This is a genomic window from Acinetobacter junii CIP 64.5 (assembly GCF_000368765.1).
GTDB lineage: Bacteria > Pseudomonadota > Gammaproteobacteria > Pseudomonadales > Moraxellaceae > Acinetobacter > Acinetobacter junii.
The window spans coordinates 634,343-657,850 of sequence record NZ_KB849654.1; the positions used below are offsets into that span (position 1 = coordinate 634,343).

At 38.5% G+C, this 23,508-nt stretch carries 27 protein-coding genes and 4 tRNA genes; 2 read left to right on the forward strand and 29 right to left on the reverse strand.

Going from position 1 to position 23,508, the window contains the following annotated elements; translation table 11 throughout:
* Positions 1-42 precede the first annotated feature (42 nt).
* The 18 genes from F948_RS04560 to F948_RS04645 form a co-directional block, all read right to left on the reverse strand.
* On the reverse strand, positions 43-558 hold the full coding sequence (locus tag F948_RS04560) for a phage major tail tube protein (RefSeq protein ID WP_004960488.1): 516 nt from the start codon (positions 556-558) through the stop codon (positions 43-45).
* A gap of 16 nt (positions 559-574) precedes the next feature.
* Positions 575-1,747 carry a phage tail sheath protein gene (locus F948_RS04565; RefSeq protein ID WP_004960498.1) on the reverse strand — a complete coding sequence of 391 codons (1,173 nt, stop codon included), beginning with the start codon at positions 1,745-1,747 and terminating at the stop codon, positions 575-577.
* A 100-nt stretch (positions 1,748-1,847) separates the two neighbouring features.
* Positions 1,848-2,264, reverse strand: a complete 417-nt coding sequence (locus tag F948_RS04570) for a hypothetical protein (protein ID WP_004960500.1) — start codon at positions 2,262-2,264, stop codon at positions 1,848-1,850.
* Positions 2,261-4,654 (reverse strand): phage tail protein, encoded by a 2,394-nt coding sequence (locus tag F948_RS04575; protein ID WP_004960502.1) that lies wholly within the window; start codon positions 4,652-4,654, stop codon positions 2,261-2,263. The genes F948_RS04570 and F948_RS04575 overlap by 4 nt, the downstream gene beginning before the upstream one ends.
* Positions 4,655-4,662: 8 nt before the next feature.
* Positions 4,663-5,193 carry a phage tail protein I gene (locus tag F948_RS04580; protein ID WP_004960504.1) on the reverse strand — a complete coding sequence of 177 codons (531 nt, stop codon included), beginning with the start codon at positions 5,191-5,193 and terminating at the stop codon, positions 4,663-4,665.
* Entirely contained in the window at positions 5,190-6,095 is a 906-nt protein-coding gene (locus F948_RS04585; RefSeq protein ID WP_004960506.1) for a baseplate J/gp47 family protein, read from the reverse strand. The genes F948_RS04580 and F948_RS04585 overlap by 4 nt, the downstream gene beginning before the upstream one ends.
* A complete protein-coding gene (locus tag F948_RS04590; RefSeq protein ID WP_004960509.1) occupies positions 6,092-6,439 on the reverse strand; it encodes a GPW/gp25 family protein in 348 nt (115 codons plus the stop codon). Before F948_RS04590 ends, F948_RS04585 begins: the two co-directional genes overlap by 4 nt.
* Positions 6,436-7,065 carry a phage baseplate assembly protein V gene (locus F948_RS04595; RefSeq protein WP_004960510.1) on the reverse strand — a complete coding sequence of 210 codons (630 nt, stop codon included), beginning with the start codon at positions 7,063-7,065 and terminating at the stop codon, positions 6,436-6,438. Before F948_RS04595 ends, F948_RS04590 begins: the two co-directional genes overlap by 4 nt.
* A gap of 71 nt (positions 7,066-7,136) precedes the next feature.
* Complete coding sequence (locus tag F948_RS04600) at positions 7,137-7,583, reverse strand: phage virion morphogenesis protein (protein WP_004960513.1); 447 nt, start codon at positions 7,581-7,583, stop codon at positions 7,137-7,139.
* Between the two features lie 2 nt (positions 7,584-7,585).
* Positions 7,586-8,095 (reverse strand): phage tail protein, encoded by a 510-nt coding sequence (locus F948_RS04605; protein ID WP_004960516.1) that lies wholly within the window; start codon positions 8,093-8,095, stop codon positions 7,586-7,588.
* A complete protein-coding gene (locus F948_RS04610; RefSeq protein WP_004960518.1) occupies positions 8,092-8,922 on the reverse strand; it encodes an N-acetylmuramidase domain-containing protein in 831 nt (276 codons plus the stop codon). Before F948_RS04610 ends, F948_RS04605 begins: the two co-directional genes overlap by 4 nt.
* Positions 8,919-9,191 carry a phage holin family protein gene (locus F948_RS04615; RefSeq protein WP_004960520.1) on the reverse strand — a complete coding sequence of 91 codons (273 nt, stop codon included), beginning with the start codon at positions 9,189-9,191 and terminating at the stop codon, positions 8,919-8,921. The genes F948_RS04610 and F948_RS04615 overlap by 4 nt, the downstream gene beginning before the upstream one ends.
* Positions 9,188-9,544, reverse strand: a complete 357-nt coding sequence (locus F948_RS04620) for a putative holin (protein ID WP_004960522.1) — start codon at positions 9,542-9,544, stop codon at positions 9,188-9,190. Before F948_RS04620 ends, F948_RS04615 begins: the two co-directional genes overlap by 4 nt.
* 7 nt (positions 9,545-9,551) lie before the next feature.
* Positions 9,552-9,764, reverse strand: coding sequence for a tail protein X (locus F948_RS04625; RefSeq protein ID WP_004960524.1), 213 nt, complete (start codon positions 9,762-9,764; stop codon positions 9,552-9,554).
* Positions 9,761-10,210 carry a head completion/stabilization protein gene (locus tag F948_RS04630; RefSeq protein ID WP_004960526.1) on the reverse strand — a complete coding sequence of 150 codons (450 nt, stop codon included), beginning with the start codon at positions 10,208-10,210 and terminating at the stop codon, positions 9,761-9,763. Before F948_RS04630 ends, F948_RS04625 begins: the two co-directional genes overlap by 4 nt.
* A 110-nt stretch (positions 10,211-10,320) precedes the next feature.
* Positions 10,321-11,187 (reverse strand): phage terminase small subunit, encoded by an 867-nt coding sequence (gpM, locus tag F948_RS04635; protein WP_004960528.1) that lies wholly within the window; start codon positions 11,185-11,187, stop codon positions 10,321-10,323.
* Between the two features lie 3 nt (positions 11,188-11,190).
* Positions 11,191-12,195, reverse strand: coding sequence for a phage major capsid protein, P2 family (locus tag F948_RS04640; protein ID WP_004960529.1), 1,005 nt, complete (start codon positions 12,193-12,195; stop codon positions 11,191-11,193).
* A gap of 31 nt (positions 12,196-12,226) precedes the next feature.
* Positions 12,227-13,069 (reverse strand): GPO family capsid scaffolding protein, encoded by an 843-nt coding sequence (locus F948_RS04645; protein ID WP_004960531.1) that lies wholly within the window; start codon positions 13,067-13,069, stop codon positions 12,227-12,229.
* Positions 13,070-13,250: 181 nt separating this feature from the next.
* On the opposite strand from F948_RS04645, the gene F948_RS04650 reads away from it, so the two are divergent.
* Both F948_RS04650 and F948_RS04655 read left to right on the forward strand, forming a co-directional pair.
* The gene (locus F948_RS04650) at positions 13,251-15,017 is read left to right on the forward strand and encodes a terminase large subunit domain-containing protein (RefSeq protein WP_004960538.1); all 1,767 of its coding nucleotides are present in this window, start codon (positions 13,251-13,253) and stop codon (positions 15,015-15,017) included.
* Complete coding sequence (locus F948_RS04655) at positions 15,014-16,075, forward strand: phage portal protein (protein WP_004960541.1); 1,062 nt, start codon at positions 15,014-15,016, stop codon at positions 16,073-16,075. The genes F948_RS04650 and F948_RS04655 overlap by 4 nt, the downstream gene beginning before the upstream one ends.
* A 38-nt stretch (positions 16,076-16,113) precedes the next feature.
* Here F948_RS04655 and F948_RS04660 read toward each other — a convergent pair whose 3' ends face one another.
* From F948_RS04660 to F948_RS04710, 11 genes are all read right to left on the reverse strand, one after another.
* Complete coding sequence (locus F948_RS04660) at positions 16,114-16,686, reverse strand: hypothetical protein (RefSeq protein WP_004960543.1); 573 nt, start codon at positions 16,684-16,686, stop codon at positions 16,114-16,116.
* A 31-nt stretch (positions 16,687-16,717) separates the two neighbouring features.
* The gene (locus F948_RS04665) at positions 16,718-17,710 is read right to left on the reverse strand and encodes a hypothetical protein (RefSeq protein WP_004960545.1); all 993 of its coding nucleotides are present in this window, start codon (positions 17,708-17,710) and stop codon (positions 16,718-16,720) included.
* An 874-nt stretch (positions 17,711-18,584) separates the two neighbouring features.
* A tRNA-Pro gene (locus tag F948_RS04670) sits at positions 18,585-18,661 on the reverse strand.
* Positions 18,662-18,665: 4 nt separating this feature from the next.
* Positions 18,666-18,741 (reverse strand) — tRNA-His (locus tag F948_RS04675).
* Positions 18,742-18,779: 38 nt separating this feature from the next.
* Positions 18,780-18,856: transfer RNA gene (locus tag F948_RS04680), tRNA-Arg, on the reverse strand.
* Positions 18,857-18,925: 69 nt separating this feature from the next.
* Positions 18,926-19,002, reverse strand: a tRNA-Pro gene (locus tag F948_RS04685).
* A gap of 132 nt (positions 19,003-19,134) precedes the next feature.
* On the reverse strand, positions 19,135-20,199 hold the full coding sequence (nadA, locus tag F948_RS04690; RefSeq protein WP_004914354.1) for a quinolinate synthase NadA: 1,065 nt from the start codon (positions 20,197-20,199) through the stop codon (positions 19,135-19,137).
* Positions 20,200-20,342: 143 nt separating this feature from the next.
* Entirely contained in the window at positions 20,343-21,563 is a 1,221-nt protein-coding gene (argJ, locus tag F948_RS04695; protein ID WP_004914356.1) for a bifunctional glutamate N-acetyltransferase/amino-acid acetyltransferase ArgJ, read from the reverse strand.
* Between the two features lie 362 nt (positions 21,564-21,925).
* On the reverse strand, positions 21,926-22,414 hold the full coding sequence (locus F948_RS04700) for a methylated-DNA--[protein]-cysteine S-methyltransferase (protein ID WP_004960547.1): 489 nt from the start codon (positions 22,412-22,414) through the stop codon (positions 21,926-21,928).
* A 63-nt stretch (positions 22,415-22,477) separates the two neighbouring features.
* A complete protein-coding gene (locus tag F948_RS04705) occupies positions 22,478-22,795 on the reverse strand; it encodes a DMT family transporter (RefSeq protein WP_004952367.1) in 318 nt (105 codons plus the stop codon).
* Between the two features lie 167 nt (positions 22,796-22,962).
* The gene (locus F948_RS04710; RefSeq protein WP_004960552.1) at positions 22,963-23,508 is read right to left on the reverse strand and encodes a hypothetical protein; all 546 of its coding nucleotides are present in this window, start codon (positions 23,506-23,508) and stop codon (positions 22,963-22,965) included.

Sequence of the window (23,508 nt, forward strand, 5' to 3'; positions counted from 1 at the left end):
AAAAACCTTCAGCAAGTCGTAGCTACTGAAGGGAGGAAAAAATTAATGACCAATGTTCGCGCGGTGTTTTTCAAGTAAATCAACACCGTTTACATTTTCGATGAGACCAGGGATGTCAATTTCGATTTCAACTTTGCCATCGATGGTCAATTTGTAATAAGACCAAATGGTTTTAATTGATTTTTCAGTATCATCACCCGCTTTGGAATTGCCGAAATCAATTTCTTCATGTCGGCCACGGATGACGACTTCGACTGCAGAATCTTCACCTGTATCGTCACGTTGGTATGAGCCAGCAAAGCGCAAACCGATCGCCCCTACTGTTGCAGCACCAAACTGACGAATTACAAGTGGATCAATACCACCAAGCTTCCATGACATTTCAATCATGTCATCAGCTAAGCCGTTGTCCCATTTGATATTGCCGTTCATACCACCACCGCGCCAATCTTCGAACTTGCGTCCTAACTTTGGCAATGTGACTTCCCCAGTTTGACCAAGGTAGGAATTACCTTCGTTAAACAGATCCATTAGTTTGAGTTTCTTAGGTAAAGCCATGTTAATTCCTATATATCTAAGCAGTCATACGTGACGCGAAATCAGCGAGATAACGGTCTGTGATACGTTGCTGTAATGTGAGATCTTCAAGTGGAGGCACTGGAGTAAAGTCATAATCAAGTAATAAACGCCCTGCTTTTAATGACTCTTTGCTGTTGAATGCTGGATCGAACCAACACTGACCATCGATGATGTACCCTTGGGTACGAAGATCACGGAATTTGGCATTAATGCCCTCTACAATGTCTTTCGCCAAAGATGGGTGCAAAGGTTTATCGACTGCCCACATATGACCCTCAGCCATCGTGTCCGACAAAACTTGAGCTGTACGAGTAGAGTTTTCAAATGCGAATAGAGGATCCGCAGAACAAGTACGTGAACCCCAAAAACGGAAGCCATTGCTCTGTATTAAAGTCGTGATTTCATTTGAATTGAGATAACCAGCATCGGTATCCATTGACTGCAGTTGCCAAAAAACGTCTTTAGAAATCCCTGTCACGCCATTTACTGGTACGTTTGAAAGGGTTTTATGCCATCCTGTGTCATTGTCAATTTTTGCGCGTAAACCTAATGCTCGAGCGGTTGCTTCAAAAGTAGTGGTTGATGATGTAGCTGTATCCCATCCCAAAAAGTCTGGCCAGATGATCATGGTCTCGCGAGATCCAATCGCATCACGATACGCTGCTGCCTCTTCTTTGGTTTCACAACCATTGGCACTCACATAGTTAAATGCGCGTAACTTTTCAGCGATACCACCTAATGCGGCTGAGACTGGAGCAGTATCAAGTCCTGGTGCACCTAAAATACGTGGTTTTACTTTTAGGTTTTGTTCAGCGGTCAGTAAGGCTTTCATGCCTGTGTATTTGCCATTCACTTGACCGCCAATCACTGCAGTGTTTTGCTCCGCTTCAGTCACTTTTGCTTCTACACGTACAACGACAACTAATGCATTGGTTTGGTCTGCAATCGCCTGTAATGAGCGAGCAAGTGTGCCTGTTGATCCTGCTTTTTCTATTGAACGTTGAACATCTGTAACAAGTACGGCTGTGTTTAGAGGGAAGACTAAAGGATCAGCATCTTCTCCTGTGGCTAAAAGACCAATAACTGAAGTTGATACTGTCCGAATGGGACGTGTACCGCCATTGATTTCAATGACTCGTACACCATGAAAATATGAATCTGTAGCCATAAAAAAGCCTGTGATCTGTTGTTTTGTATTCAGATCACAGGCTTACAAATTAAAAATAGATTGTCAGTTACTAACTCTTGTATGTGAGTTAAATACAAAACTATAAATGAAGAGCATAATCCCAAAGCTTATCGACTTCTTCTAAATTTAAATTGAGTTCATCCATCATGTATTTAACAGATGGATTACCACGTTCAAAGCGCTCTGACTCACTATATTCAATTTGTACTCGCTGCTTCATGATTGGATCTTTGATCGCCTCAATTGATGCTTCGACTGTATTGAGTAGACCATTATCAAGTAACGCTAATTTGAATTGACGACGAGTAAGAGCTGGAAAATTAGATAAATAGATCTGCTCTTTTTCCTCATCAGTTAAATAACGCTCAGGATTGAGTAATCTATCCGTTTCTTCTTCAGTCAACTGAATAAAATCCTCAGTGATTAATTCATCTTGAGGTCCATCTTGTTCAAATGCATGAATTAAATCTGTTTGAGTATTTCTAAAGTATTTCATCTTATTTCAATCCATTTATAAATAGTGTGCGCTGTAATCATGTAAGAGAATCCATTTGGAACTGGATATGACAGAGTTCTCATTGCTGACTCATTCGTATTAATTAATTGATATCCATCGACAGTGTGTACTAGAGCTGTGTTATTACTTCCTGCTGCTGTAACAATTAAGAAGATTGGCTTGCCTGTGTTATTTGTATATACAACACCTGACACTCTAGAAGCAGTTAAATCATTAAAGGATTGATTTATACCTATTCCAGCTTGCAAAGATGTACTGATATTTATATTGCCAGAACCATCAAAGTTTGCATTTCCTGAGACAGCGCCTGATATCGAGATATTTCTTGAATATGCAAGCCTTTCAGCAGAAGGTGCACGTCCATCACTATTTCCAGTACCTCCACCAACCACAGATAAAGGCACCATTCCATTATTTGAATAAACACCCCATCCACCACCATTAATGAATAAGTAGTTTCCCGATTGATGTCTAAATTGTGCTTCTGGACCATTAAGAAGCACAAATCCATTTGATGAAATATTACCTGTTATAGACAGATCACCTTGAATTGAACCACCTTTCTCTGTGATGATTCTTTCAAATGGTTCTTCGAAACCAGCATTGTCACGCGCTGATCGGTACCAAAGTCCACCGTTTTTATATGCAGTTAAAAGTTGTAAAGCGGGTGATGATCCAGAACCTAGGAAATGAACTACTGTTCGACTATCAGCTGCACTAATTTTTGAATACACACCTGATATTGCATTCCATGCAACATCGTTTACTGAACTCGTTGCACCATCTGCCTTAAATTTAGTTGAATCAAAAATTGTAATATCACTTGTACCATCAAACTGAACGTTATTGATTCTTCTAGGTGTTTGTAATTTTGATGCTGATGCTGAATTACCTGTGATATTGGAATCAGTGTAAGCAATTTGCTTTTTAACTGTCCAAGAAGTGTCATCATATCCACTTTGAAAATGATAAAGCCCTTCAGCTGCTTTATTAAATACAAGGGCATTTTTTCTGCCACCCGAGCCATCATTCCATCCATTTAAAGTAATGAAGTCACAAAATGCCGATGTGGTATCTGAATTATAAGTACCAAACCATGCCTGAAGGGAGTTCGCAGCTAATTCTGTTGGTAAAAGAGTTCTGTCATCTTTCATGACTGTACCAACAGCATTAGATGTTGCATCTAATTTGCTATCTTGTAGTTTTTTACCTTGTGCTGCCGTCAATGCTTTAGATGCATCATTTGTGGTGAGATCATCAACAAGTTGTACAACGCCTGTTTGAGCCGTTGTTGCTGAACGAATGGTCTGTTGGGAAATACTTGTGATCAGACCTTTTGCATTTACAGTAATTGAAGGAATTTGTATTGTGGATTCATATGTATTTGCAGCGACACCACTGTTGGCTAAAGTTAATACGCATGACGGATTTGTAGAGCCATCAAAATTGAATGAGCCAGTTGCAGCTCCAGTAAAACTGATTGTTCTGGAAGATTGTAACTTAGAAGCAGAGGCTGCATTTCCTGTAATATTTGAATCTGTATAAGCGATTTGCTTTTTAATCGTCCATGTTTGTGAAGCATATTCGGCTTGATAATGATGTAAAGACTGTCCAGTCTTACTTAAAACCAATGCATTCTTTAACCCACCAGATGCTTCATGCCATCCATTAAGTGATAAAAAATCACAATAAAAAGTACTATTATCAGAATTTAAAGTTGCAAAATAAGCTTGTACTCCTAGACTAATCTCGGAAGGTTTTAAGATGCGGTTATCAATTGGTTTTATACCTACTGCATTTTCATCTTTATTCAATTTTTGATCGTTAAGAATCTTACCTTGAGCTGCTGAAAGTGGCTTAGATGCATCGTCAGTTGTTAAATTATTGACCAATTCATTTCTACGAATATAGTTCTCATTTACCCAACTTCTAGTTGCATAAATAAGCGAGTCATCTAAATAAAGTGCAAGGACATCAGCATTCTGAACGTTGATGATCAGTTTAATTGCTATTTCTCGTGCTCCACCTTCATCTTCTAATGGTTTGTATGTTGGCGGATAACTTGCATTAACAACCATTGTCGTATCAGCAAAAAGTCCCAATTCTCTAATAAAAAACCCACCAATTGAGGTTGGTATAATTCCTTCACACACGATTTGATTAGAATTATTTGGGTTAATTTCTACAACATTGAGAGCGATACGTGCTTTTTCATTAACTAAATTTGATCTAGTTTCTAAAGGCGTGGGAACAGATCCGTTCCCATCACCAACAGCAATATGTGAATAATTGATTTTATTATTGACAGTTGCATTCGCAATTAAGGCTTTACCATTATTGGTCAAAATACCTTTATATGTGTTGGCCATTTTCTTTTTTACTCAACATAAATTGTGACTGTTTCGGCCCCATGACAGCCGATTGCAATTCGGGGCAAACATACGGGTTGTACATTAATTAATAGATTTGTTAGATGGCGACTTGCTGGCTTTGCATCTTTAACAAGTCTATTAACTTCAGCGTATGTCTCCTCAGTAAGTTCAAATCCATTTAAGTTCAACTCTAATGTGAAAGTACCTGGTGTCCCTACAGGATTTGTTTCAAACCATTCATGAAAAATGCATTGGTAACCAAATTGAGATAGAACCTCACGAACAGCTTGTCGAGTTCCTTTAATTTGATGTTGTCGAAATGATTTTTTAATAAGTGAACGCTGCAATGAGGGTTGCCAACTGTTATCCCAAGAATCAACAGAATATTGCCATGCCAAAAAAGACAAGAATGAATCAGGGGCATTATCAATAGAAGCTAATGATTTGATTGCTAATGGAAGTTCACAATTCCTAGCTGTAACTTCAGTAATATTTCTTTCAAACTGAGTACTATTTGGAGGCAGTAATTTACTCACTCAATTCCTCCGATCGTTACTGTTAAATTGTTGCAATATGAGGCTTGAGCTTGTGTCAAAACAACGTCTGATAACGGACTTTCTAATTCAACACGACGTACGCCATCAACATGCAATGCGGCATATATCGCTGATAAATGAATTGATCGTCCAATTCTTTTTTGTTTGGTTGCATAAGCAGTAATATTCGAAATTGCTTGTTGAAGTAATGTTGCTGCCTCAGGGTCTTTATCAATGTAAAGTTTAGCTTCAATCGAATACTCAACAATTTCTACAGATTGAACTGTGACTCTATCTCCTATTGGACGTACATCTTCAGCCGTTACAGCATTTTCAACAATCTGAATCAATTCTGGAGATGCCGTACCTGTTAATGAGTCAGCTTGCAAAATAGTTAAGGTGATATAAGCGGGCTGAGGTGAAACAACTGATACATCTCCAACTCTACCATCGGCATCCCGCGCAAATTTTTTATATGCAGCCTCTGGTCCTGCAACCGATAAAGTGTCAAATGCAAGCTGAATACGTTCGCGAAAAGCATCATCAGATTCCATGATTGCAGCAATCGGTGGGGTTTTGCTATTGTCAGCTGGCTTAATTGTTAAACGAGAAACATTGAAATTTGCCCCAACTTGATCTAGATCATTGTTGGTGGCATATGCCAGTAATAGTGCCCTTGCCGATGTATTAATCCTATTGCGAAGTATCAATTCACGATATGCATTTTCTTCTAGAAATTTTGTTAAAGGTTCACTTTCGCGCTCTAGTGTTTCAGTTATTTGATCTACTTCATCATTAGGAAAGAGAGCAATAAGAGCTGCTTTTCTTTCAGAAAAAATCGTCTCAAAATCAAGGCTTTCAATAATATCAGGCGGTGACAACGAATTAAAATCTACACTCATGCTTTAGCACCCATATTTAAAGGAATTCTTAAATTCATAGATTGACCTGAAACTCTGTAAACAGTTTCAATATCAAAAACCAATCCACTTCCTTGAACGCTATAAAGTTTGATCTGATTGATATCGACACGCTTCTCCCAAGTCGTAACTGCAGCATAAATTGCGCTGTAACATTTGAGTAACAGGACTTCATTAATAGGTTTATCTAACAGCTCAAAAATAAGAGAGCCATAGTTTCTACGCATTGCACGACTTCCGATTGGCGTAGTGATAATGTCTTGCAACGACTGTTGAATAGATTCTTGAAGAGAGGTAGTTTTTTGGCCATTGTTTTTATTGATCATGGAACAGGTCCTCCAGATGTACCACCACCAGTTTGAACTCCAGATGTTTTATGCGATTTCAGGCTAATATCACCTGCTTTAACATCTGCATCAGTACTGAAATTACCTGTTGAATGGCTACTACCCTGTACAAGTTGGCTACCACCCACTGTGTTATTTCCAGTCATTGCTGTACTGCCATTAATCTTTAAATTGCCATTTATTGTGGTATCTCCGTTTAATGTGATTCCACCTAACGCTGTAATAACAGCTTTACCTCCTTCAGGTAAAATGGCTTCTAAGATATGTGAACTGGTGTCATAAGAAATAAAACAACCATCAGAAAATAAACGAATGTTTTTATTTGGGTCAGTAGAAATTGACGGATTATTTTCATTATTCAGACCAGCTACTGCGATGCCTAGCTCTAGAACTCCACATGGACTTAATACAACAACTTCTTCACCAGGACTAATCGGATCCCATGTTTTGTCATTTCCAGCTCTTAAATTTAAAAAACGGATTTCCGCAGTCGTAATCTCGCCTAAATCGACGGTGACTGTAGGAAAAGGTTGGGACGGATTAAAGGTCTTGACTGTTCCTAAACGAATCAGGTTTTCAAGACGACGGGCGATTTCTGCATTCATGCAGCAATCGTTATTCAGCACAGCATTTATTGCATGTAATGTTGCTTGTATGTCAGTTAAATACAAATAAGTTACATATCGACATAAGCCGTTATATCGGTCTCAATCATCTCGATTTCTTCAGGGGTAAAGCCTAATAGTTCGCGACTGTGATATTTCACAGTAGGACCATTGCGATTTACTTTATCCAGTAAACCAAATTGATGAACACGTGCGATAAATGCAACACGTCCAGCAAAACCAATAGCAACACCTTCAGTTGTTCTATGGATTTTCATCCACTTGGCATTTTTAATTGCATTGAACATTTTATTTTTTATCTTGTTCTTTTTATCGCGTAACTTATTTTTCCGAGGCACATACTTACTGCCATCAGGGTTTTGTTGTTTGGTTATACGTTTCTTTTGAGATCCACGAAGTTTACGACCTATCGACATTTCAAGCTTTCTTCGCTCTACATCTGAAAGCTTAATTAGCATCGCACCTAAATGATCACTAAGCGCCTGTAACTCGGCCATAATTAATTACCAAAAAATAAATTTTCAGGATCTGCCGACATCCACTCTGCAAGTACTTCCCCTGTTTTATGATCAACCATTTTAAAAGGAGTTGGCTCAGCTGCAGTTTCGTATTGTGGTTCGCTCGGGAATGAGATATCTAATTGGCCATCGGGCAGCCGTTTCACTATCACACGTTCCGTAATTGGGAAATTAAGAGCTAGATCCACTTTGCTATTGTCTAAAAGCACCGTTTCAAACTTAAACGCATTTTTGTTCTTGTCTAAGTTGACCAATAAATCGGATTGGTTGATACGTACCCAATCTAATAATGGAATCATCACGGCATCCAGTTCGCCAGCGTACTCTGTCAATATGATTTCTAATTCATATTCATACTCAAACGAAAGCCCGTTGGACATAAGACTTCGGATTTTCCCATTGTCAGTATGAATCAGCAATCGATCAGGATCTCGCTGTAATTCTTTTACAGCATTGAGCATGTGAGTACGCAGGCTTTCTGGTTTTTTCATGCGACTTTAACCTCGCCATAGATTGGCTCAAGGTGATCCCATTCTTTTTGGAATTTTGCTTGATAGCCCAATTTTTTATAATTTTTACCGTTATACAGCGTAAAAACTGTGTGCCAATCTTGTTTTTGTAAAGCTGCTAAAAGACCAGGTTTCCATTCAATAAACCGAATAAAAGCTTCAAGTTGTAGTGTCTCACTTTGTTGTTGTTGGTCAACAAAGTCTTGAACTGATTGATAGCCTAGATCTTTCCAGTTTTCCCCCATAATTTGAAATTGCCCCCAGCTTGTAGACATAAGTGCAGATTCTTTATGGATATTGCTTGCTAAACTCAAACGAGTGTATTCAGCTTGATCGCCTTTGTAGCCACCCACCTGAGTATTGACTAGATTAGGAACAGTTTTGACTAATCCTGTCGCTAAAGTTTTACCTAATGATTGACTGAGATAGAAATACATTCGGTGGCGTTCAAATAAGATTTTAGCTTTTCCATTTTTGAGAAAACCTACTCCTCGTCCTTCAACAGCACCAAAGACTCGAATCACTAACTCTGGAACTTTTAAACGTTTTGCAGCTTCTTTGTAGTCATCATCTTTCAACAACTTACTAACAGAATTTCCAGTTAATGCCTGACGTGTCTTATCACCTACTTTACCATCGGCCACTAATCCAACTTTACGCTGAAATTGAATAACTGCAGCTTCGGTACTTGGTCCGAAATGACCATCAATATTAAGTGGCTTTCCACCAATATTTTTATAACCTAAAGCAGCTAACTGTTTTTGAAGGGTTGCAATGGCATCGCCTTTTGAGCCAAATTTTAAGATCATGACGTACTCCAGATTACCTTAGCCACATTGCCTTTTGCTCGATAAATGATGACCGCGAACAGGATGGAAAAGACGGCATCCCATAACGTAACAGGGTCTTTAAATAATAGAATATGTACGCTTTGCCCCATAAATGACGCGATTAGAATCGTTGCCATAAAAGAGTAAAGTCTTCTATGTCGCAATCCTGTTGGATCAAAGCAGATGATGCGAAGCCCGCAAAAAATATAGGCAATCAAAGCGATAAATTGAAATAGGATTTCCATCATGATGTTCCTCCACCACGAAATTTATTCCAGATGTCAGATAAACTGGTTTGATCCACCCAAACCATAAGTTTTAAAATGATTGGCAATGAAAAAATTGCTGCAGCCATTCCTGCCGTTGCATCATTTGTAATAAATGTCCGAGCAATAACTTCAGGTGAAAGTAAATAGCCAAATCCAGTCGCTAGAATCATCGTGGTTAAACGTTGTAAGGGTCTTAAATCTTTCTTTGTCGTAGCAAATAGTGCAGCTCCAAAGACCGCCCCGAGTAATGCATTGCCATTGATAAATGGTAGTAATGAAGCAGCACTGAGAGTCAAAGCTGTCATAGTTGTGGTTGTTGCTGGTTCTGCCATATTTTTTCTAATCCCATAATTGAATGGTTTGTTTTGTTTGTTGCGGTGTATCAATGTCGGGCAAAATCAGTGAAGTACCCATTGGAAGAATCACGTCCAACTCTGATAAATGAGGATTGGCAACTAAGACTTTTTCCACTACGCCAGAACTTCTTCCGTAGTAACGCCAGCAAATTGAATCAATGGTATCGTTTTGGATAGCTGTTACTGTTTTACTCATATCAATTCAACCACCGTATGGTTTTCGCCTAGCAACTGCTGAATCGCCCATTGTTTATTTCGACGATATTCATCAATGGTTAGACTAGAATCTTCGAGATTTTTTAAACCAGCATTTGAACTGTCATAGGACCGATATTTCTCATTTACCTTTGCAGCTACACCATTTGATACGGCAGAAAAGTAGAGATAATCCGTTTCAGGTAAATCATCGACTTCGCCTTCAGACAAATCTGATAATTGTGATGCTTTAGATTTGAGTGCCTTTAATAAGCGGTTTACATCGATCACTTCTTCAATGATGTTTTGTTTTAATCTTTCGTTTGTGACTGAGCCATCGATTCGGATTTTTTCCCGAATATCATCCAAAGCAATTTGCGGAAAAAACGGGTCACTCTTGATGATGATTTGACTTGGTGTGTTATTGCCATTTGCAACGAATCCCATGAGATCTCCCCTCCTGTAATTATTAGTGCACGGGTGGGAACGATTGTTTAATGATTATCACAATGTAATGACATCGCAATCGTTCGCCCATGCGGTGCGAGGGCACTTGGTTATGTCGTTTTAAAAGCCAAGCTGCCTTGGTCATCAACGACTTGTGAACCATTGCCATTTAACAATGGTTCAGCTTGTTGGGTGGTTTGAACTTCTTCTTCAGATTGTTTTACCTGGTCAGATGGCACAGGTAATTTTTTTAACAATGAAGTCAACATTTTTAAATCTTGCTTACCGTTGCAACGATCATCTAATTTGATGGCTCGCTCTAAACGTTGTTTGGCATATTCGGCATGGTGCCAAATCCATTCAGGTAATTGGTCATCAATCTCACCTGAATTGGCATCAATTGCCTTATTGATTTCCTTGATTTCACCTTTGGCCAAAGCAACGAGCAGTTTTGCACGTACTTGATCGGGCATATCCAGTGCCTCTTTTGGAATATCTTCATTCTCCAAAAGTGTTTCTAGATTCCAAAGAATCGGCAAATCAATATCAGCATTGGTTTTGAGTTTCTTCAAAAATGCATTCGCGATTTCTTCAGTCACTAATGTTACTGTTGTACGTTCAAAACGATCAGGCATGATCATGTTATGACGTAATGCAAAATCAGCCATTTCGATGGCTTTTTCATAATTACCAACATCAATACACCACACCAAAATGGTCATGAATACGCCATCTTGAATCGGTTTATTGGCTTCGATAATGCCTTCTACATAAGGCAAATACGTTGGGACGAGAGCCTGTTTTAGCTGAATCTTCGCTTCAATCGATTGGATCTGCTTCAAGCGATGGCGGTCATTGTTTAACTGAGCCAATTGCAGTTCGTAAAAGGTCTGTTCTTGCATGGTGCCGAACTCAGCAGCCGATTCGGCTGCTGCTTTGGCACTATGTTTATGGAAATGTTGACGTGCTAATGACATGGCTTACACCAATTCAATGTTTTCAGCCATTGCAGCAAGACCTAAATCTTCGATGTAGTAATCTTCGTTTGAAGATTCATAGTTCTCGATTTGATCGCGTTTGGCATTATCTACTACGGTACGACGACGAGATCCTTCCTGAACATAGATTGAAAGGTTGTCAAATGTTGTCACCAAGATTGCATTTTCTGGGAAGAACGGCACAGCATAGACAGGTAAATTGCCCATGCGTTTTTGGCTGATAATAATATCTGCAGAAAGTTTTTCGCTGTTCTCTTGCTCTTTGTTTACCAGTGGGAAATATTTGTCAGAAACAGTACGACGATTACATAGTACAACCAAATCAGGATTGTCCTGGTGTACCTCATCAATCATTTCATTGGTTAAATCCATTACCAATGCATCGACATTATGATAATCGCCTGTCGCACCGATTTTGATTTTTCCAACTGTTGCTCCTGAAGACATAACACGGGAGGCATTTTCTTCACGCATTTTTTGCAGCCAGCCTTTGTTCACATCTTGAAGCTTTGGATTGGCTACAATATCAGTGGTTGCAGCAATCGACGTACCATTAAAACCAATCATGATACGGTCAAGTGCTTGACGTTTTTGAATCTGACCACTGAAGCGAGCATAGAAATCTTTAAATTTCGCCCATTGATCTAACTTTTGATATTTAATCGCGGTATCAAAGTCAGTTTTACGACAAAAGTAAAAACGCTCATCCATTGATGACGGATCTTTGGCTTGGCGATCTGTGGTATCGGTATTGGTACGCGATGCAATTGGACGTGAAATTCCAAGTCCTACAGCAGATCCAGATTGTTCATTGACTAAATGGATATTAATTTTTTGTAGGAATGCTGAAGACAACTGGATCTTGTCTTCGAGTTTTTGTTGAATCGTTGGGGTTACTGTAAATTTCTGAGAAACTTTTGGAACACCATTCAACTTTGCTAATTGCTGCATTGCAGCATTGAATTTTAATCGTGTATCTATACGCATTGAATTTACTCTTTATATTTTTATTGTTGGATTAGCAATCAACAATTTCAGTGAATTGGGAGTTACCAGATGTTGGGCGTGGTTCAGAATCAGGTTCACCATTGAGCTTTTGCTTCAGATCGTTAAAATCGTTTTTGAGCTGCTCATGGGCTGTATTTAAAGTGCTGAAATCACTCTCTAATTTAGAAACAGCTTTACCCTGCTCTGCAGTTTCAGTCGCAATTTCGATAATCGCGTTTTCTTGTTCAGAGAATGATTCCGCTGTCTTTTTCTCGTCTTTTTCTTGTTTAGAAAATAGTTTTTTTACTTTGTCGAGTAAGCCAGCGGAATAGGATTGAGGCTCTTTGACCTCTTCAAATTCGATTTGGGTTTCTACAGCTGCGGTGAATAAATTCTCAGGACGTTGTTTACGTTCATTGAGTGGATTTACTTTTGCTCCAGCAGCAAAAGCCAACATTTCAGTTCCGAGGGATGCTGGGGAATCTGTAACAGCCAAACCGATCAGATAAGCCTTTCCTGTTTTGGCAAAGTTTTCATCGACTTCTATCGATGTATAAACTTTCTGCTTTTGCTGGTTCAGAGAAATAAGATTATCTGTCGGTTCGATTTGGGCAAAAAGTGCATCTTTTTCTTCACCATTGATGGTTACTTTTTCTGTTTTTAAAGCAAGTACATCGCCATAAGCACCAAAAGTTCCACCAGGATAAACACTGCGTAAATGCTCAATGTTAATACGAGCACCATAAGTGTTTGGATCATAGCTTTGAGCCATTTGAATGATCCAATCAGATTGGATTTCACGACCGTCAGTGGTATCCCCTGCTACTGCAATACGAAACCACTTGGATTTGTATTTCTTTTCTTCTTTGCTCATTTGCAAACCTATCAATGAAATTATGGAAAAATTCATGTTTTCGAATAGGTGCAGAATGGGCAATGTAGACTATCTCAAGCAATTCAAATGGCTTGTATATAACTGACATACAAATGGCTTTAACTGATAAATAAATAAGGTACTGCCAATGTTTGCCAATTAAAGTAATCACTAATTGGCAATGAATGATTTATCACCCATAGCAAACTTACATCTGATTATGGACAACAAGCTCAAGGCGAAATTCCTTTATTGGCTTGGTTGGAAAATTGTCGATATTGCAGAAGTACTCAACGAGAATGAGCGAACTGTTCAGGCTTGGAAAACACGTGAGGATTGGGAAAAAGAGAAACCAGAAAACAGAGTCGAAAATGCATTAACTGTACGGTTAATGACTCTGATTTTAAAAAATAAAAAAACTTCTGGTGACATAAAAGAAATCGATGCATTGATGAGGGCATATAAAGAATTTGCTCGTATTGAAAAGTATCGTGATGGTGGCAGTGAAGCAGATCTAAATCCAAATATTCGTAAACGGCATACCGAACGTAAAGCAATTCCAAACCATTTCACTGAAGAGCAAATCGAAGAGCTCATCTTGGCGTTTGAAGAAAATCTTTTCGATTACCAATGGACTTGGTATCGGGCGATGGATGAACGATCAAGGATGATTTTAAAAAGTCGTCAGATTGGAGCGACTTATTATTTTGCCCGTGAAGCATTAATTGATGCCTTACGAACTGGGCGAAATCAAATCTTTTTATCAGCTTCTAAAGCTCAAGCACATATCTTCAAATTTTACATTAAAGCCTTTGCTTCAGAGATTTGTGGAGTTGAACTCACTGGCGATCCAATTGTCCTATCTAATGGTGCAGAACTACTGTTTTTAGGTACAAATTACAGAACTGCCCAAGGACATCATGGAAATTTATATTTCGATGAAATCTTCTGGACATACGGGTTTAATGAGTTAGAGAAAGTCGCGTCTGGTATGGCCATGCATAAAAAATGGCGTAAAACATACTTTTCAACACCTTCAACAATCACCCACGAAGCTTATGCACATTGGACAGGATCACGCTTTAACAAAGGAAAACCAAAAGCCGAACACTTAAAAATTGATATCACCCATAAAGCATTGGCCAAAGGGAAAAAGTGTACTGACAGAATTTGGAGGCAGATTGTTACTGTTGAGGATGCTGTTGCTGGTGGCTGTGACTTATTCGATATCAATCAACTCAAATTTGAATACTCGCCAGAAGACTATGCAAATTTATTAATGTGTGAATTTGTGGATGATGGCCAGTCCATGTTCCCTCTCAGCATGCTGCAGATATGCATGGTTGATACACTTGAAATATGGAATGATTTCAAAATTTGGCATAACAGACCATTCGCCAATAAACCTGTTTGGATTGGATATGATCCTGCTTTGAGTGGAGACAATGCTGGTCTCGTTGTTGTTGCTCCTCCAGCTGTAGCTGGTGGAAAGTTTCGAGTACTTGAACGACATCAATTTAAAGGTGATGACTTTTCACAACAAGCCGAACATATCAGAGCTATTACTCTTCGATATAACGTAACTTACATCGGCATCGATACTACTGGCATGGGTTATGGTGTTGCAGAACTAGTTCGCGCTTTCTTCCCTGCACTCACTACTTTCAATTATTCACCTGAAGTGAAGTCCCAACTTGTCTACAAGACATTGGATGTCATCCGAAATGGCCGTCTCGAATTTGATGCTGGTGACAAGGATCTCGCTCAATCGTTAATGAGTATTAAAAAGACTCTAACTTCAAGTCAAAAACAAATCACTTTCTCGGCTGGCCGATCTGAAGAGATTGGACATGCTGATCTCGCATGGGCACTCATGCACGCAATTTATAACGAGCCATTGGCTGGAATTACAGAAACAAATACCTCTATGGTGGAGATTTATTCATGAACCCTTTTTCTATTGCAAAAGGTTTGGTAACAACTGCGCTCAGTCATTTTCCACAGAACATAAAATCAACGGGAGCAAAAAATGAAGTCGAAGCATTTTCTTTTGGTGATGCTGTACCAGTCTTAGACGGAAATGACTTATCAAATTATATGGAATGTTGGTTCAATGGGAGGTTTTATGAACCACAGGTTAGTATGGCTGGCTTGTCTAAAAGCTGGAAATCCACGCCATATTTAAGTAGCGGTATTATTTTCAAAAGAAACTTTCTAGCAAATTTATTTATACCTCATCCACATTTAAGCAGAATGTCATTTGAGCAAATGGCATTAGACTATGTCTGGTGCGGAAATGCTTATATGGAGGATGTAAAATCTCGACTAAAAAGTACAATTGAATACAAACCTGCTTTAGCCAAGTACACCCGTGCTGGAGGTCATCGAGGTCAGTACTTCTATCTGAACAATGACCAAAAAGGATATAAAGAATATGAATTTCCAGCAGATCGTATTTGTCATATACGCGAAACTGATATCGATCAAGAAATCTATGGAACGCCAGAGTACATCTCAGCATTGCAAAGTGCTTGGCTAAATGAATCGGCTACTCTGTTTAGACGTAAATATTATAACAATGGTTCACATGCTGGTTTTATCTTGTATGTGAATGATGCAGCTTCAGATCCTAATGACATTACAGCCCTAAGAACGGCATTAAAAGAAAGTAAAGGACCAGGCAATTTCCGCAATCTCTTTTATTACAGCCCAAATGGGAAAAAAGATGGTATTCAAGTTATTCCAACATCTGAGATTGCTGCAAAGGATGACTTCACTAATATTAAATCGATTACCCGTGATGATACTTTAGCTGCCCTTCGAATCCCACCACAGTTAATGGGCATCGTTCCAAGTAATGCTGGTGGATTCGGTGATATTAAATCTGCGACTGAAGTTTTCTTTCATAATGAAATTGCTCCATTACAATCACGATTGCTTCGACTTAATGAATGGGCTGGTGATGAAATAATTAGATTTAAAGATTATGATTTGAAAAAAATCTAAATAAAAATAAACCCCAAAGAATTTTTGGGGTTTATTTTTTAATTCTCATGTATCCTTTGACCTAAATAATATAAGCCTAAAAAGGTTAATAGCATTAATTGGACTAATAAGAAATTAAATATAGTTAAACATATAAAATAAACTATAGAATAAGTTAATTGCCCTGTAGCTAAAATTTCTAAGTTATACATATATCTAAGAATAAGTATAAAAAAATATGCAACCAGACTTATAAATGATAAATAAGAAAATAGTCTTGCAAGAAACTCTCTTCTGTTAAGTGGTTCGCCTAAATATTCAGGAGCTACTCCATCCATATCTCTATCCATTGTTGGACTGGTTAACGTAGCAATCGCCGCTAAAGCAGCAATATAAAAGCCTGGTATTGTTTGTAAAAATCCTGCTAGTAATGACGAAATATCAGAAGCAAAAATATTTACATCTTCTTTTGTCCTTGAGCCAAAATAAAACTCTATTCCCACCAACAAAAAGCTTATCAAAATTGAGATAATCAAAGGTATAAGAAAATCGAATACTTTTTTGGAATAATGCCCTTCAACTTTCCATATTATCGCAAGGTAATTTAAAGGTTTAAATATTAATTCAAACATGTCTTACCCTCTTAATTGCGATAAAAGATTCTCAGATATTAGCTTGCATTCTATCACATAGAAGACGATTCAAAACGACGACATCCGTCGTAGGTTGTCGCAGCTTTTCATCTAACAATTTTTTCTTCACTAATGTAAACTCTTGTTCATCAGAATCATATTCAGCGTAACGATTTGCGCCATTTGAATCAGTAAAATTGATTTTAAATACTGTGCCTTTCAAATCAGTATGCTGACCAATTAAGTTATTGAATGATTGGATAATTGCATCGGTTTTCTGCTTAAATGTTTTTGCACTACTTGGTACAACATTCGCCCCAACCTTAAGACTAATTTTGAGCGCATCTTGTTGAAATTTTCCCTGATTATCAAATTGAGGATTAATTTTAGCTGGTCTATAAAATTCAACATTTTTAATGTTACCGTTTACAAACGCTTCGATAATCTCTTCGCTAAATTCCGATTGATATTCAAATTTTAAACGATATCCTAATGGTTCGGGGACACCATTTTTATCTCTTTTGTTAGGGTGTTCACCAAAAAAATAAGGTTTTTTTACAGCATCACTTCTTGCATGATTAGTAAAATAGTTCAAAGTATTAATAAAAATTCTTGCAGTTACACCTCTTTCATATTCAGCAGCAAATTGAGCCAAGGTAGGATTTTTTTTATCGACCTTTATCACAATATGTACTCTTTTTTCAGCAGCTTCTGTTTTAGCTCTTTTCAGCAATCTTGGTTTATTGGTTTTTAGATCTCGAACACATGGATCATCTGCTTCAGCATCGGCAACAATAAAAACAAGACGGACCACATAAGCTGATTTATCAATTTCGATATTAGATAAAATTCCACAGAATTTTTCATTCAAAAAGCGATAGTGAAAATCCTCATAATTCCAAGTTTTTAATTGATCAAAATATTCGAGAATATCAAATTTGACTTTTGGTGTTGGAGATTTATTAGATATAGGCCTAAGGTCAGCTACCATATTATGAAAAGTCACAACGATATTTCCCGACATACTTAACCACCTAGATTTTAATGTAAAAACTTATATAGTGATTCACTATCTTGGCATAACGGCAATCTCTCGGCAATATAAATATACGTTCAAAATGCATGATATTTACATTAAACCTCCTATCAACACCATAAGGCATTTACAGCTACTCGTAGTTGCCCACCCCACCTGCGGTTTACAAATAGGACTGATTTACTGCAAGGTGTGTCATAGGATAAAGGGCTTTGTAACCTTATTGGTATTTGGAAGTTCTAAGTCTTAGGCTATTTTTTTGATACTGCATTTCACTGCAAATTACTAAAAACACTAAAGGCATATTTTTATTCAGAAAGCAGAGAACAAGATTCTGATCTCAAGTTTAAGAAAAGCACAGATAATCGTTACTTTCTACCTAGCGTCTTTGAATTGAAGTAATAAAGTAAGAAACCACTATAAGCAATTGTTTTTTAATAATATTTATCATTACAAAATTAAGTAATTTTTTGTAATAACAAAAGTAATATTTTATAAGTGTTTGTTTTTAATAAATATAAAAATTAACTAGAATGACTTTTTTTAACAGTAACAAATTACATGGATATTTCTTGAAAATTACATTGTGAGATGGTTTTATTCTATTGAAATATATAAATTATTTATAAAATATTACTTTATTACTTCTAAAATTGACTAACATCAAAATTCTACAATGAATATCAAATTTTCCCATTTTGCTGATATTTGAGTCTTTAACAATCAATTTTCTGGGAATGATTTGGGAATATGGGAATGCTTTTATTAGGCAGAATAATTGAATAAAAGATTCGAAAATACCGTGTGGTATTTATTACAGTAAGGAGGGAATTTTTAAATAAATCATTGATAATCAATGAAATGGTCGGAGCAGTAGGATTCGAACCTACGACCCCCTGGTCCCAAACCAGGTGCACTACCAGGCTGTGCTATGCTCCGTTTGTGGGGTGAATGACGGGATTCGAACCCGCGACAACTGGAATCACAATCCAGGGCTCTACCAACTGAGCTACATCCACCATAACATTTGGTTCTATGTACCAAGCTACCAACTGAATGGCGCGCCTGACAGGATTCGAACCTGTGACCATCCGCTTAGAAGGCGGATGCTCTATCCAACTGAGCTACAGGCGCATAACGATGATAATACTATCAAGCGATACTTCGCCGATCTTAAAATAATGTTTTTCAACATCTTTTAAATGGTCGGAGCAGTAGGATTCGAACCTACGACCCCCTGGTCCCAAACCAGGTGCACTACCAGGCTGTGCTATGCTCCGATTTATCTCAGCTTTTATTGTATCGCACATCGTGCGGTACGGTGTGCATTCTAGGCTTGACGTCGCATCACGTCAACACCTAGTTTTAAAAAAAATGATTTTTCCTTATCAAATGTATATTTAACAAGCATTTTAACGCTTTAGAGAAGCACTAAAGTTCAACATTCGATCGAGCGGTAATTTTGCGCGTTCAGCCAATGCTGGATCGACGTGTATTTCTTGATCAGCATGTTGTAACACGTGCAAGATACCATCCAACTCATTCATTGCCATCCAAGGACAATGTGCACACGAACGACATGTTGCGCCCTCACCCGCCGTTGGCGCTTCGAATAATTCTTTATCTGGTGCTGCTTGCTGCATCTTATAGAAAATACCGCGATCAGTAGCTACGATCATTTGTTTATGCGGTAAAGTCTGCGCTGCTTTGATCAGTTGCGAAGTACTTCCCACTGCATCTGCAATATCTACTACAGATTCAGGCGATTCAGGATGAACTAAAACTGCTGCATCAGGATATAGCGCTTTCATTTGTGCAATACCACGTGCACGGAATTCTTCATGTACGATACACGCGCCATCCCATAACAACATATCAGCACCCGTTTTCTTTTGGATGTAACGTCCTAAATGCTGATCAGGTGCCCAAATAATTTTTTCACCCAAACTATCAAGATGCTCAATAATCTCGACTGCACAGCTTGAAGTCACTACCCAGTCAGCACGTGCTTTCACAGCTGCAGAAGTATTGGCGTACACCACGACAGTATGATCGGGATGTTGATCACAGAATGCTGTAAACTCATCTACTGGACAACCCAAGTCCAGAGAACAGGTTGCCTCAAGTGTAGGCATTAATACTGTCTTTTCAGGAGATAAAATTTTTGCTGTTTCTCCCATGAACTTTACCCCAGCAACTACGAGAGTTGATGCAGCATGATCACGACCAAAACGCGCCATTTCTAGAGAATCAGAAACACAACCACCTGTTAATTCTGCAAGCTCTTGAACATCAGGATCACAGTAGTAATGTGCAACAAGGACAGCATCACGCTTTTTAAGCTCAGCTGCAATTTGTGCGAACTTTTCTTGTTTCACTTCTGGGCTGAGGCTATGGTCCTTTGGCTCACCCAAACGATCTAAATGCGCCTGCACAATATTTTTGGCTTCGTTCGCAATTAAATTCGCATCATTCATAAAACGTCTTCTCTATCCTGCGTGCTTGCATCACAGCAAACATGTAACGTGGGTATCTAGGGTGATCATTTGGGATGAATCACTTCGTCCACATATGAGTGATATAAAAAACCCCACTGTGGAGGCTTTATTATAACGCATATTTACGAACGATAATCGGCATTAATTTTGACGTAGTCATAAGAAAAATCACAGGTATAAACTGTGTCTTTCGCTTCACCTCGTCCTAAATCAATACGAATCGTGATTTCTTTCTCAGCCATCACAGCAGCGCCTGCTTCTTCGGTATAGTCAGGATTCGCACCACCATCCAAGCAAATCTGTACATCACCTAACCACACTTGAACCTTACTGCTATCTAAGTTTGGAACACCTGCTTTACCAATCGCCATTACAATACGCCCCCAGTTTGGATCAGAAGCGAACAAAGCTGTTTTAATGAGTGGTGACTCAGCAACACTATAAGCAACATCACAACACTCTTGGGTATTGGCTCCGCCTTCCACCTGTACCGTAATGAATTTAGTTGCACCTTCACCATCACGAACAATCAATTGTGCTAAACGATTCATAATACGCGCAAGTACATCCAGCACTTGTTGGTAACGAGGGTCATCTTGTGACTCAATTTCTGCGCCACCAGCTAGACCTGTTGCTACAAAGATACAAGAGTCATTGGTTGAAGTGTCGCCATCAATTGTGATGCGGTTAAACGAATGCTCGACAGTCGTTTGTAAAAGTTGCTGAACAAGTACTTTTGATATTGGTGCATCTGTTGCAACAAAGCTCAACATGGTTGCCATGTTCGGGCGAATCATACCCGCACCTTTACTGATTCCAGTCATGGTGTATGTCACTCCATCAAGCTCAAACTGTTCAGATGCACCTTTCGGAGTAGTATCTGTGGTCATAATGCCAGAAGCAGCTTCAGCCCAACGATCCGCATTTAAATCATTTAATGCAGGCTGAATACCTTGAACTAAACGCTCAATCGGAAGTTGCTCACCGATTACACCTGTTGAAAAAGGTAGAATCTGATTCGCTTGGACACCTGCTAATTCCGCTAATTTGGCACACGTCGTTTCTGCATTTTTATAACCTACAGTTCCTGTTGCCGCATTTGCATTACCAGTGTTAATAATCAAATAACGTGGTGTATTTTCTGCCAAGTGTTTTTTACTAAGCAAAACCGGCGCAGCAGCAAATGCACTTTGAGTAAATACACCTGCAACATTTGAACCTTCAGCAAATTCAAAAATGACTAGATCTCGTCGATTTGGATAACGTACATACGCCTCAGTTGAGCCAATTTTTACACCCTGCACCACATGCATAAGTGGCATTGTTACGTCACCAACAGCCATTTTTAAACTTCCATTCAATTTAATAAGAAAAAGATCGGGAAAATAATCACCATAAAACTATACCTCCACCATTAGATACTCGATAAAGTCATTCACAGCCTGCGTGGTATCTGCAATATATTGTTTCTGCGACAGAATAAAGAGAATGCAAGAGTCCAACAGGTTCTGTGAATGACAATGGTTTTGCCTACTTTTGCCAAAACAAAAGTAGGTCGAACCGAAGGTTTATCCGACAATTGATATACTTGAGACAAGACACCGTCATGCTAGTAATTATTTATCAATTATTTAGATAGGGTCTTACAGCTTACATCCGTAGCTTATTCCAAAAAGCAATGAAAATCGAGTATTAACAATACAGATTATCGAATTTGACTTTGCTCTAAACTGAGTAAAATCTGCTTCTTGTCCAACCCACCAGCAAAACCAACCAATGCCCCACTCGATCCAATCACTCGATGACACGGCGCAATAATCGAAATCGGATTCTTACCATTAGCAGCACCCACTGCACGTACAGCTTTTTCATTACCAATCTGGAGTGCAATCTCTTTATAACTACGTGTTTCCCCGTAAGGAATCGTCAATAAAGCCTTCCAAACCTGCTGCTGAAAATCAGTGCCTTGAAAATCAAGAGGTAAATCAAATTGTTGGCGCTGCCCTACGAAGTATTCTTCTAATTGTTTTTTAACTCGCTGTAACATCGGATGTTGATGATCTTCTAAGGGCTTTGCTAAACGAACTCTTTTATGATCTTCATTATCCCACATGACTGCAACTAAAGCCTGATCATGTGCTACCAGTTTTAATGCACCTACAGGAGAATCCATATACATATAAACCAATTGCATTAAAAATTCCCCATAGGCTTTGTTCCATTCAGCTTACTCAATCCGATAAGATGCTGAATTTTCTTAATTTGAAGACAATTTCATTAAAATCAGACCAGATACGATCAACACTGCTGCAATCATTCGCATTGCGGTCATCGGCTCATTCAAAATGAGAATACCCACCACGAAAGAGCCAATCGCTCCAATCCCTGTCCACACCGTATATGCTGTACCTAAAGGAAGTGAACGCATTGAAATCGACAATAAAACAACACTTAAAATCATGAAAACAATAGTCACGATGCTTGGCGTTAGCTTAGTAAAACCTTCAGACATTTTCATAGAATATGCCCAAATAATTTCAAAAATACCCGCCAAGATTAAAATTGCCCAAGCCATTTTTAACAGTCTACTTTATCAATAGTCAGGTCGTCCCAACGTGATTCTTTGCAAGGAGGTCGTCCTCCTTAGTTGAACAGTTTACTGTAAAATGCGCAATTGTGTGAATTGTTGTGTATCTAGACAACTTAAATAATTGAAATAATTAAAATTTCTTAATACAACTATTACTGCCAAACGATACTTTCAACTTTCATGAGTTCACAAGCACCATTCCCCGTATCTTCTCGAGATAAAGAGCTTTTCCATCGCCAGCCATCTGAAGCCTGAATCTCAATCAATGAACCTTTTAAATAGACCAAATCATCTTTTTTTATCTTCTTCATTTGCGATGCCACAGAAGGATTTGCTGGGACTAAATGCATGTTGGCACTATGTGTTGCAATCTCTCTTAATGAAATAGGTGGCTCATTTTCAACTTTCCAATAATACCAACGATTACTTTGAGAAATATCAATGCGCTCATACACTTGCGGTTTCGCCATCTCTCCCCAACCGACCGCAATGTCGATCGGTGAAAATTCAGCTTCTCTTCCCCAATGATAATCTTCTTTGGATAAGACACGGAAAGAACCTTCATACTTTTCTAATTCAATGATTTGAACATTCTGTTGTGTCTTGAGTTGATCTAAATCAGGAACAGGTTTTAAAAAATTTGTCCAAATTAACCATGCAAATGCGACTGCTAATACCCAATACATCCATTTAGGCAT

What these genes read in the sequence shown, in the direction of transcription:
- F948_RS04625 (WP_004960524.1), bottom strand. Translation starts at nt 9,764, where the DNA reads ATGAGTAAAACAGTAACAGCTATCCAAAACGATACCATTGATTCAATT.
- F948_RS04590 (WP_004960509.1), bottom strand. Translation starts at nt 6,439, where the DNA reads ATGATCAATAAAAACAATGGCCAAAAAACTACCTCTCTTCAAGAATCT.
- F948_RS04620 (WP_004960522.1), bottom strand. Translation starts at nt 9,544, where the DNA reads ATGGCAGAACCAGCAACAACCACAACTATGACAGCTTTGACTCTCAGT.
- F948_RS04605 (WP_004960516.1), bottom strand. Translation starts at nt 8,095, where the DNA reads ATGAAAAAACCAGAAAGCCTGCGTACTCACATGCTCAATGCTGTAAAA.
- F948_RS04575 (WP_004960502.1), bottom strand. Translation starts at nt 4,654, where the DNA reads ATGGCCAACACATATAAAGGTATTTTGACCAATAATGGTAAAGCCTTA.
- F948_RS04660 (WP_004960543.1), bottom strand. Translation starts at nt 16,686, where the DNA reads ATGTTTGAATTAATATTTAAACCTTTAAATTACCTTGCGATAATATGG.
- F948_RS04615 (WP_004960520.1), bottom strand. Translation starts at nt 9,191, where the DNA reads ATGATGGAAATCCTATTTCAATTTATCGCTTTGATTGCCTATATTTTT.
- F948_RS04610 (WP_004960518.1), bottom strand. Translation starts at nt 8,922, where the DNA reads ATGATCTTAAAATTTGGCTCAAAAGGCGATGCCATTGCAACCCTTCAA.
- F948_RS04650 (WP_004960538.1), top strand. Translation starts at nt 13,251, where the DNA reads ATGAATGATTTATCACCCATAGCAAACTTACATCTGATTATGGACAAC.
- gpM (WP_004960528.1), bottom strand. Translation starts at nt 11,187, where the DNA reads ATGTCATTAGCACGTCAACATTTCCATAAACATAGTGCCAAAGCAGCA.
- F948_RS04710 (WP_004960552.1), bottom strand. Translation starts at nt 23,508, where the DNA reads ATGCCTAAATGGATGTATTGGGTATTAGCAGTCGCATTTGCATGGTTA.
- F948_RS04640 (WP_004960529.1), bottom strand. Translation starts at nt 12,195, where the DNA reads ATGCGTATAGATACACGATTAAAATTCAATGCTGCAATGCAGCAATTA.
- F948_RS04705 (WP_004952367.1), bottom strand. Translation starts at nt 22,795, where the DNA reads ATGGCTTGGGCAATTTTAATCTTGGCGGGTATTTTTGAAATTATTTGG.
- F948_RS04595 (WP_004960510.1), bottom strand. Translation starts at nt 7,065, where the DNA reads ATGAATGCAGAAATCGCCCGTCGTCTTGAAAACCTGATTCGTTTAGGA.
- F948_RS04560 (WP_004960488.1), bottom strand. Translation starts at nt 558, where the DNA reads ATGGCTTTACCTAAGAAACTCAAACTAATGGATCTGTTTAACGAAGGT.
- F948_RS04585 (WP_004960506.1), bottom strand. Translation starts at nt 6,095, where the DNA reads ATGAGTGTAGATTTTAATTCGTTGTCACCGCCTGATATTATTGAAAGC.
- F948_RS04570 (WP_004960500.1), bottom strand. Translation starts at nt 2,264, where the DNA reads ATGAAATACTTTAGAAATACTCAAACAGATTTAATTCATGCATTTGAA.
- F948_RS04700 (WP_004960547.1), bottom strand. Translation starts at nt 22,414, where the DNA reads ATGCAATTGGTTTATATGTATATGGATTCTCCTGTAGGTGCATTAAAA.
- F948_RS04565 (WP_004960498.1), bottom strand. Translation starts at nt 1,747, where the DNA reads ATGGCTACAGATTCATATTTTCATGGTGTACGAGTCATTGAAATCAAT.
- argJ (WP_004914356.1), bottom strand. Translation starts at nt 21,563, where the DNA reads ATGGCTGTTGGTGACGTAACAATGCCACTTATGCATGTGGTGCAGGGT.
- F948_RS04600 (WP_004960513.1), bottom strand. Translation starts at nt 7,583, where the DNA reads ATGGCCGAGTTACAGGCGCTTAGTGATCATTTAGGTGCGATGCTAATT.
- F948_RS04645 (WP_004960531.1), bottom strand. Translation starts at nt 13,069, where the DNA reads ATGAGCAAAGAAGAAAAGAAATACAAATCCAAGTGGTTTCGTATTGCA.
- F948_RS04655 (WP_004960541.1), top strand. Translation starts at nt 15,014, where the DNA reads ATGAACCCTTTTTCTATTGCAAAAGGTTTGGTAACAACTGCGCTCAGT.
- nadA (WP_004914354.1), bottom strand. Translation starts at nt 20,199, where the DNA reads ATGAATGATGCGAATTTAATTGCGAACGAAGCCAAAAATATTGTGCAG.
- F948_RS04665 (WP_004960545.1), bottom strand. Translation starts at nt 17,710, where the DNA reads ATGTCGGGAAATATCGTTGTGACTTTTCATAATATGGTAGCTGACCTT.
- F948_RS04630 (WP_004960526.1), bottom strand. Translation starts at nt 10,210, where the DNA reads ATGGGATTCGTTGCAAATGGCAATAACACACCAAGTCAAATCATCATC.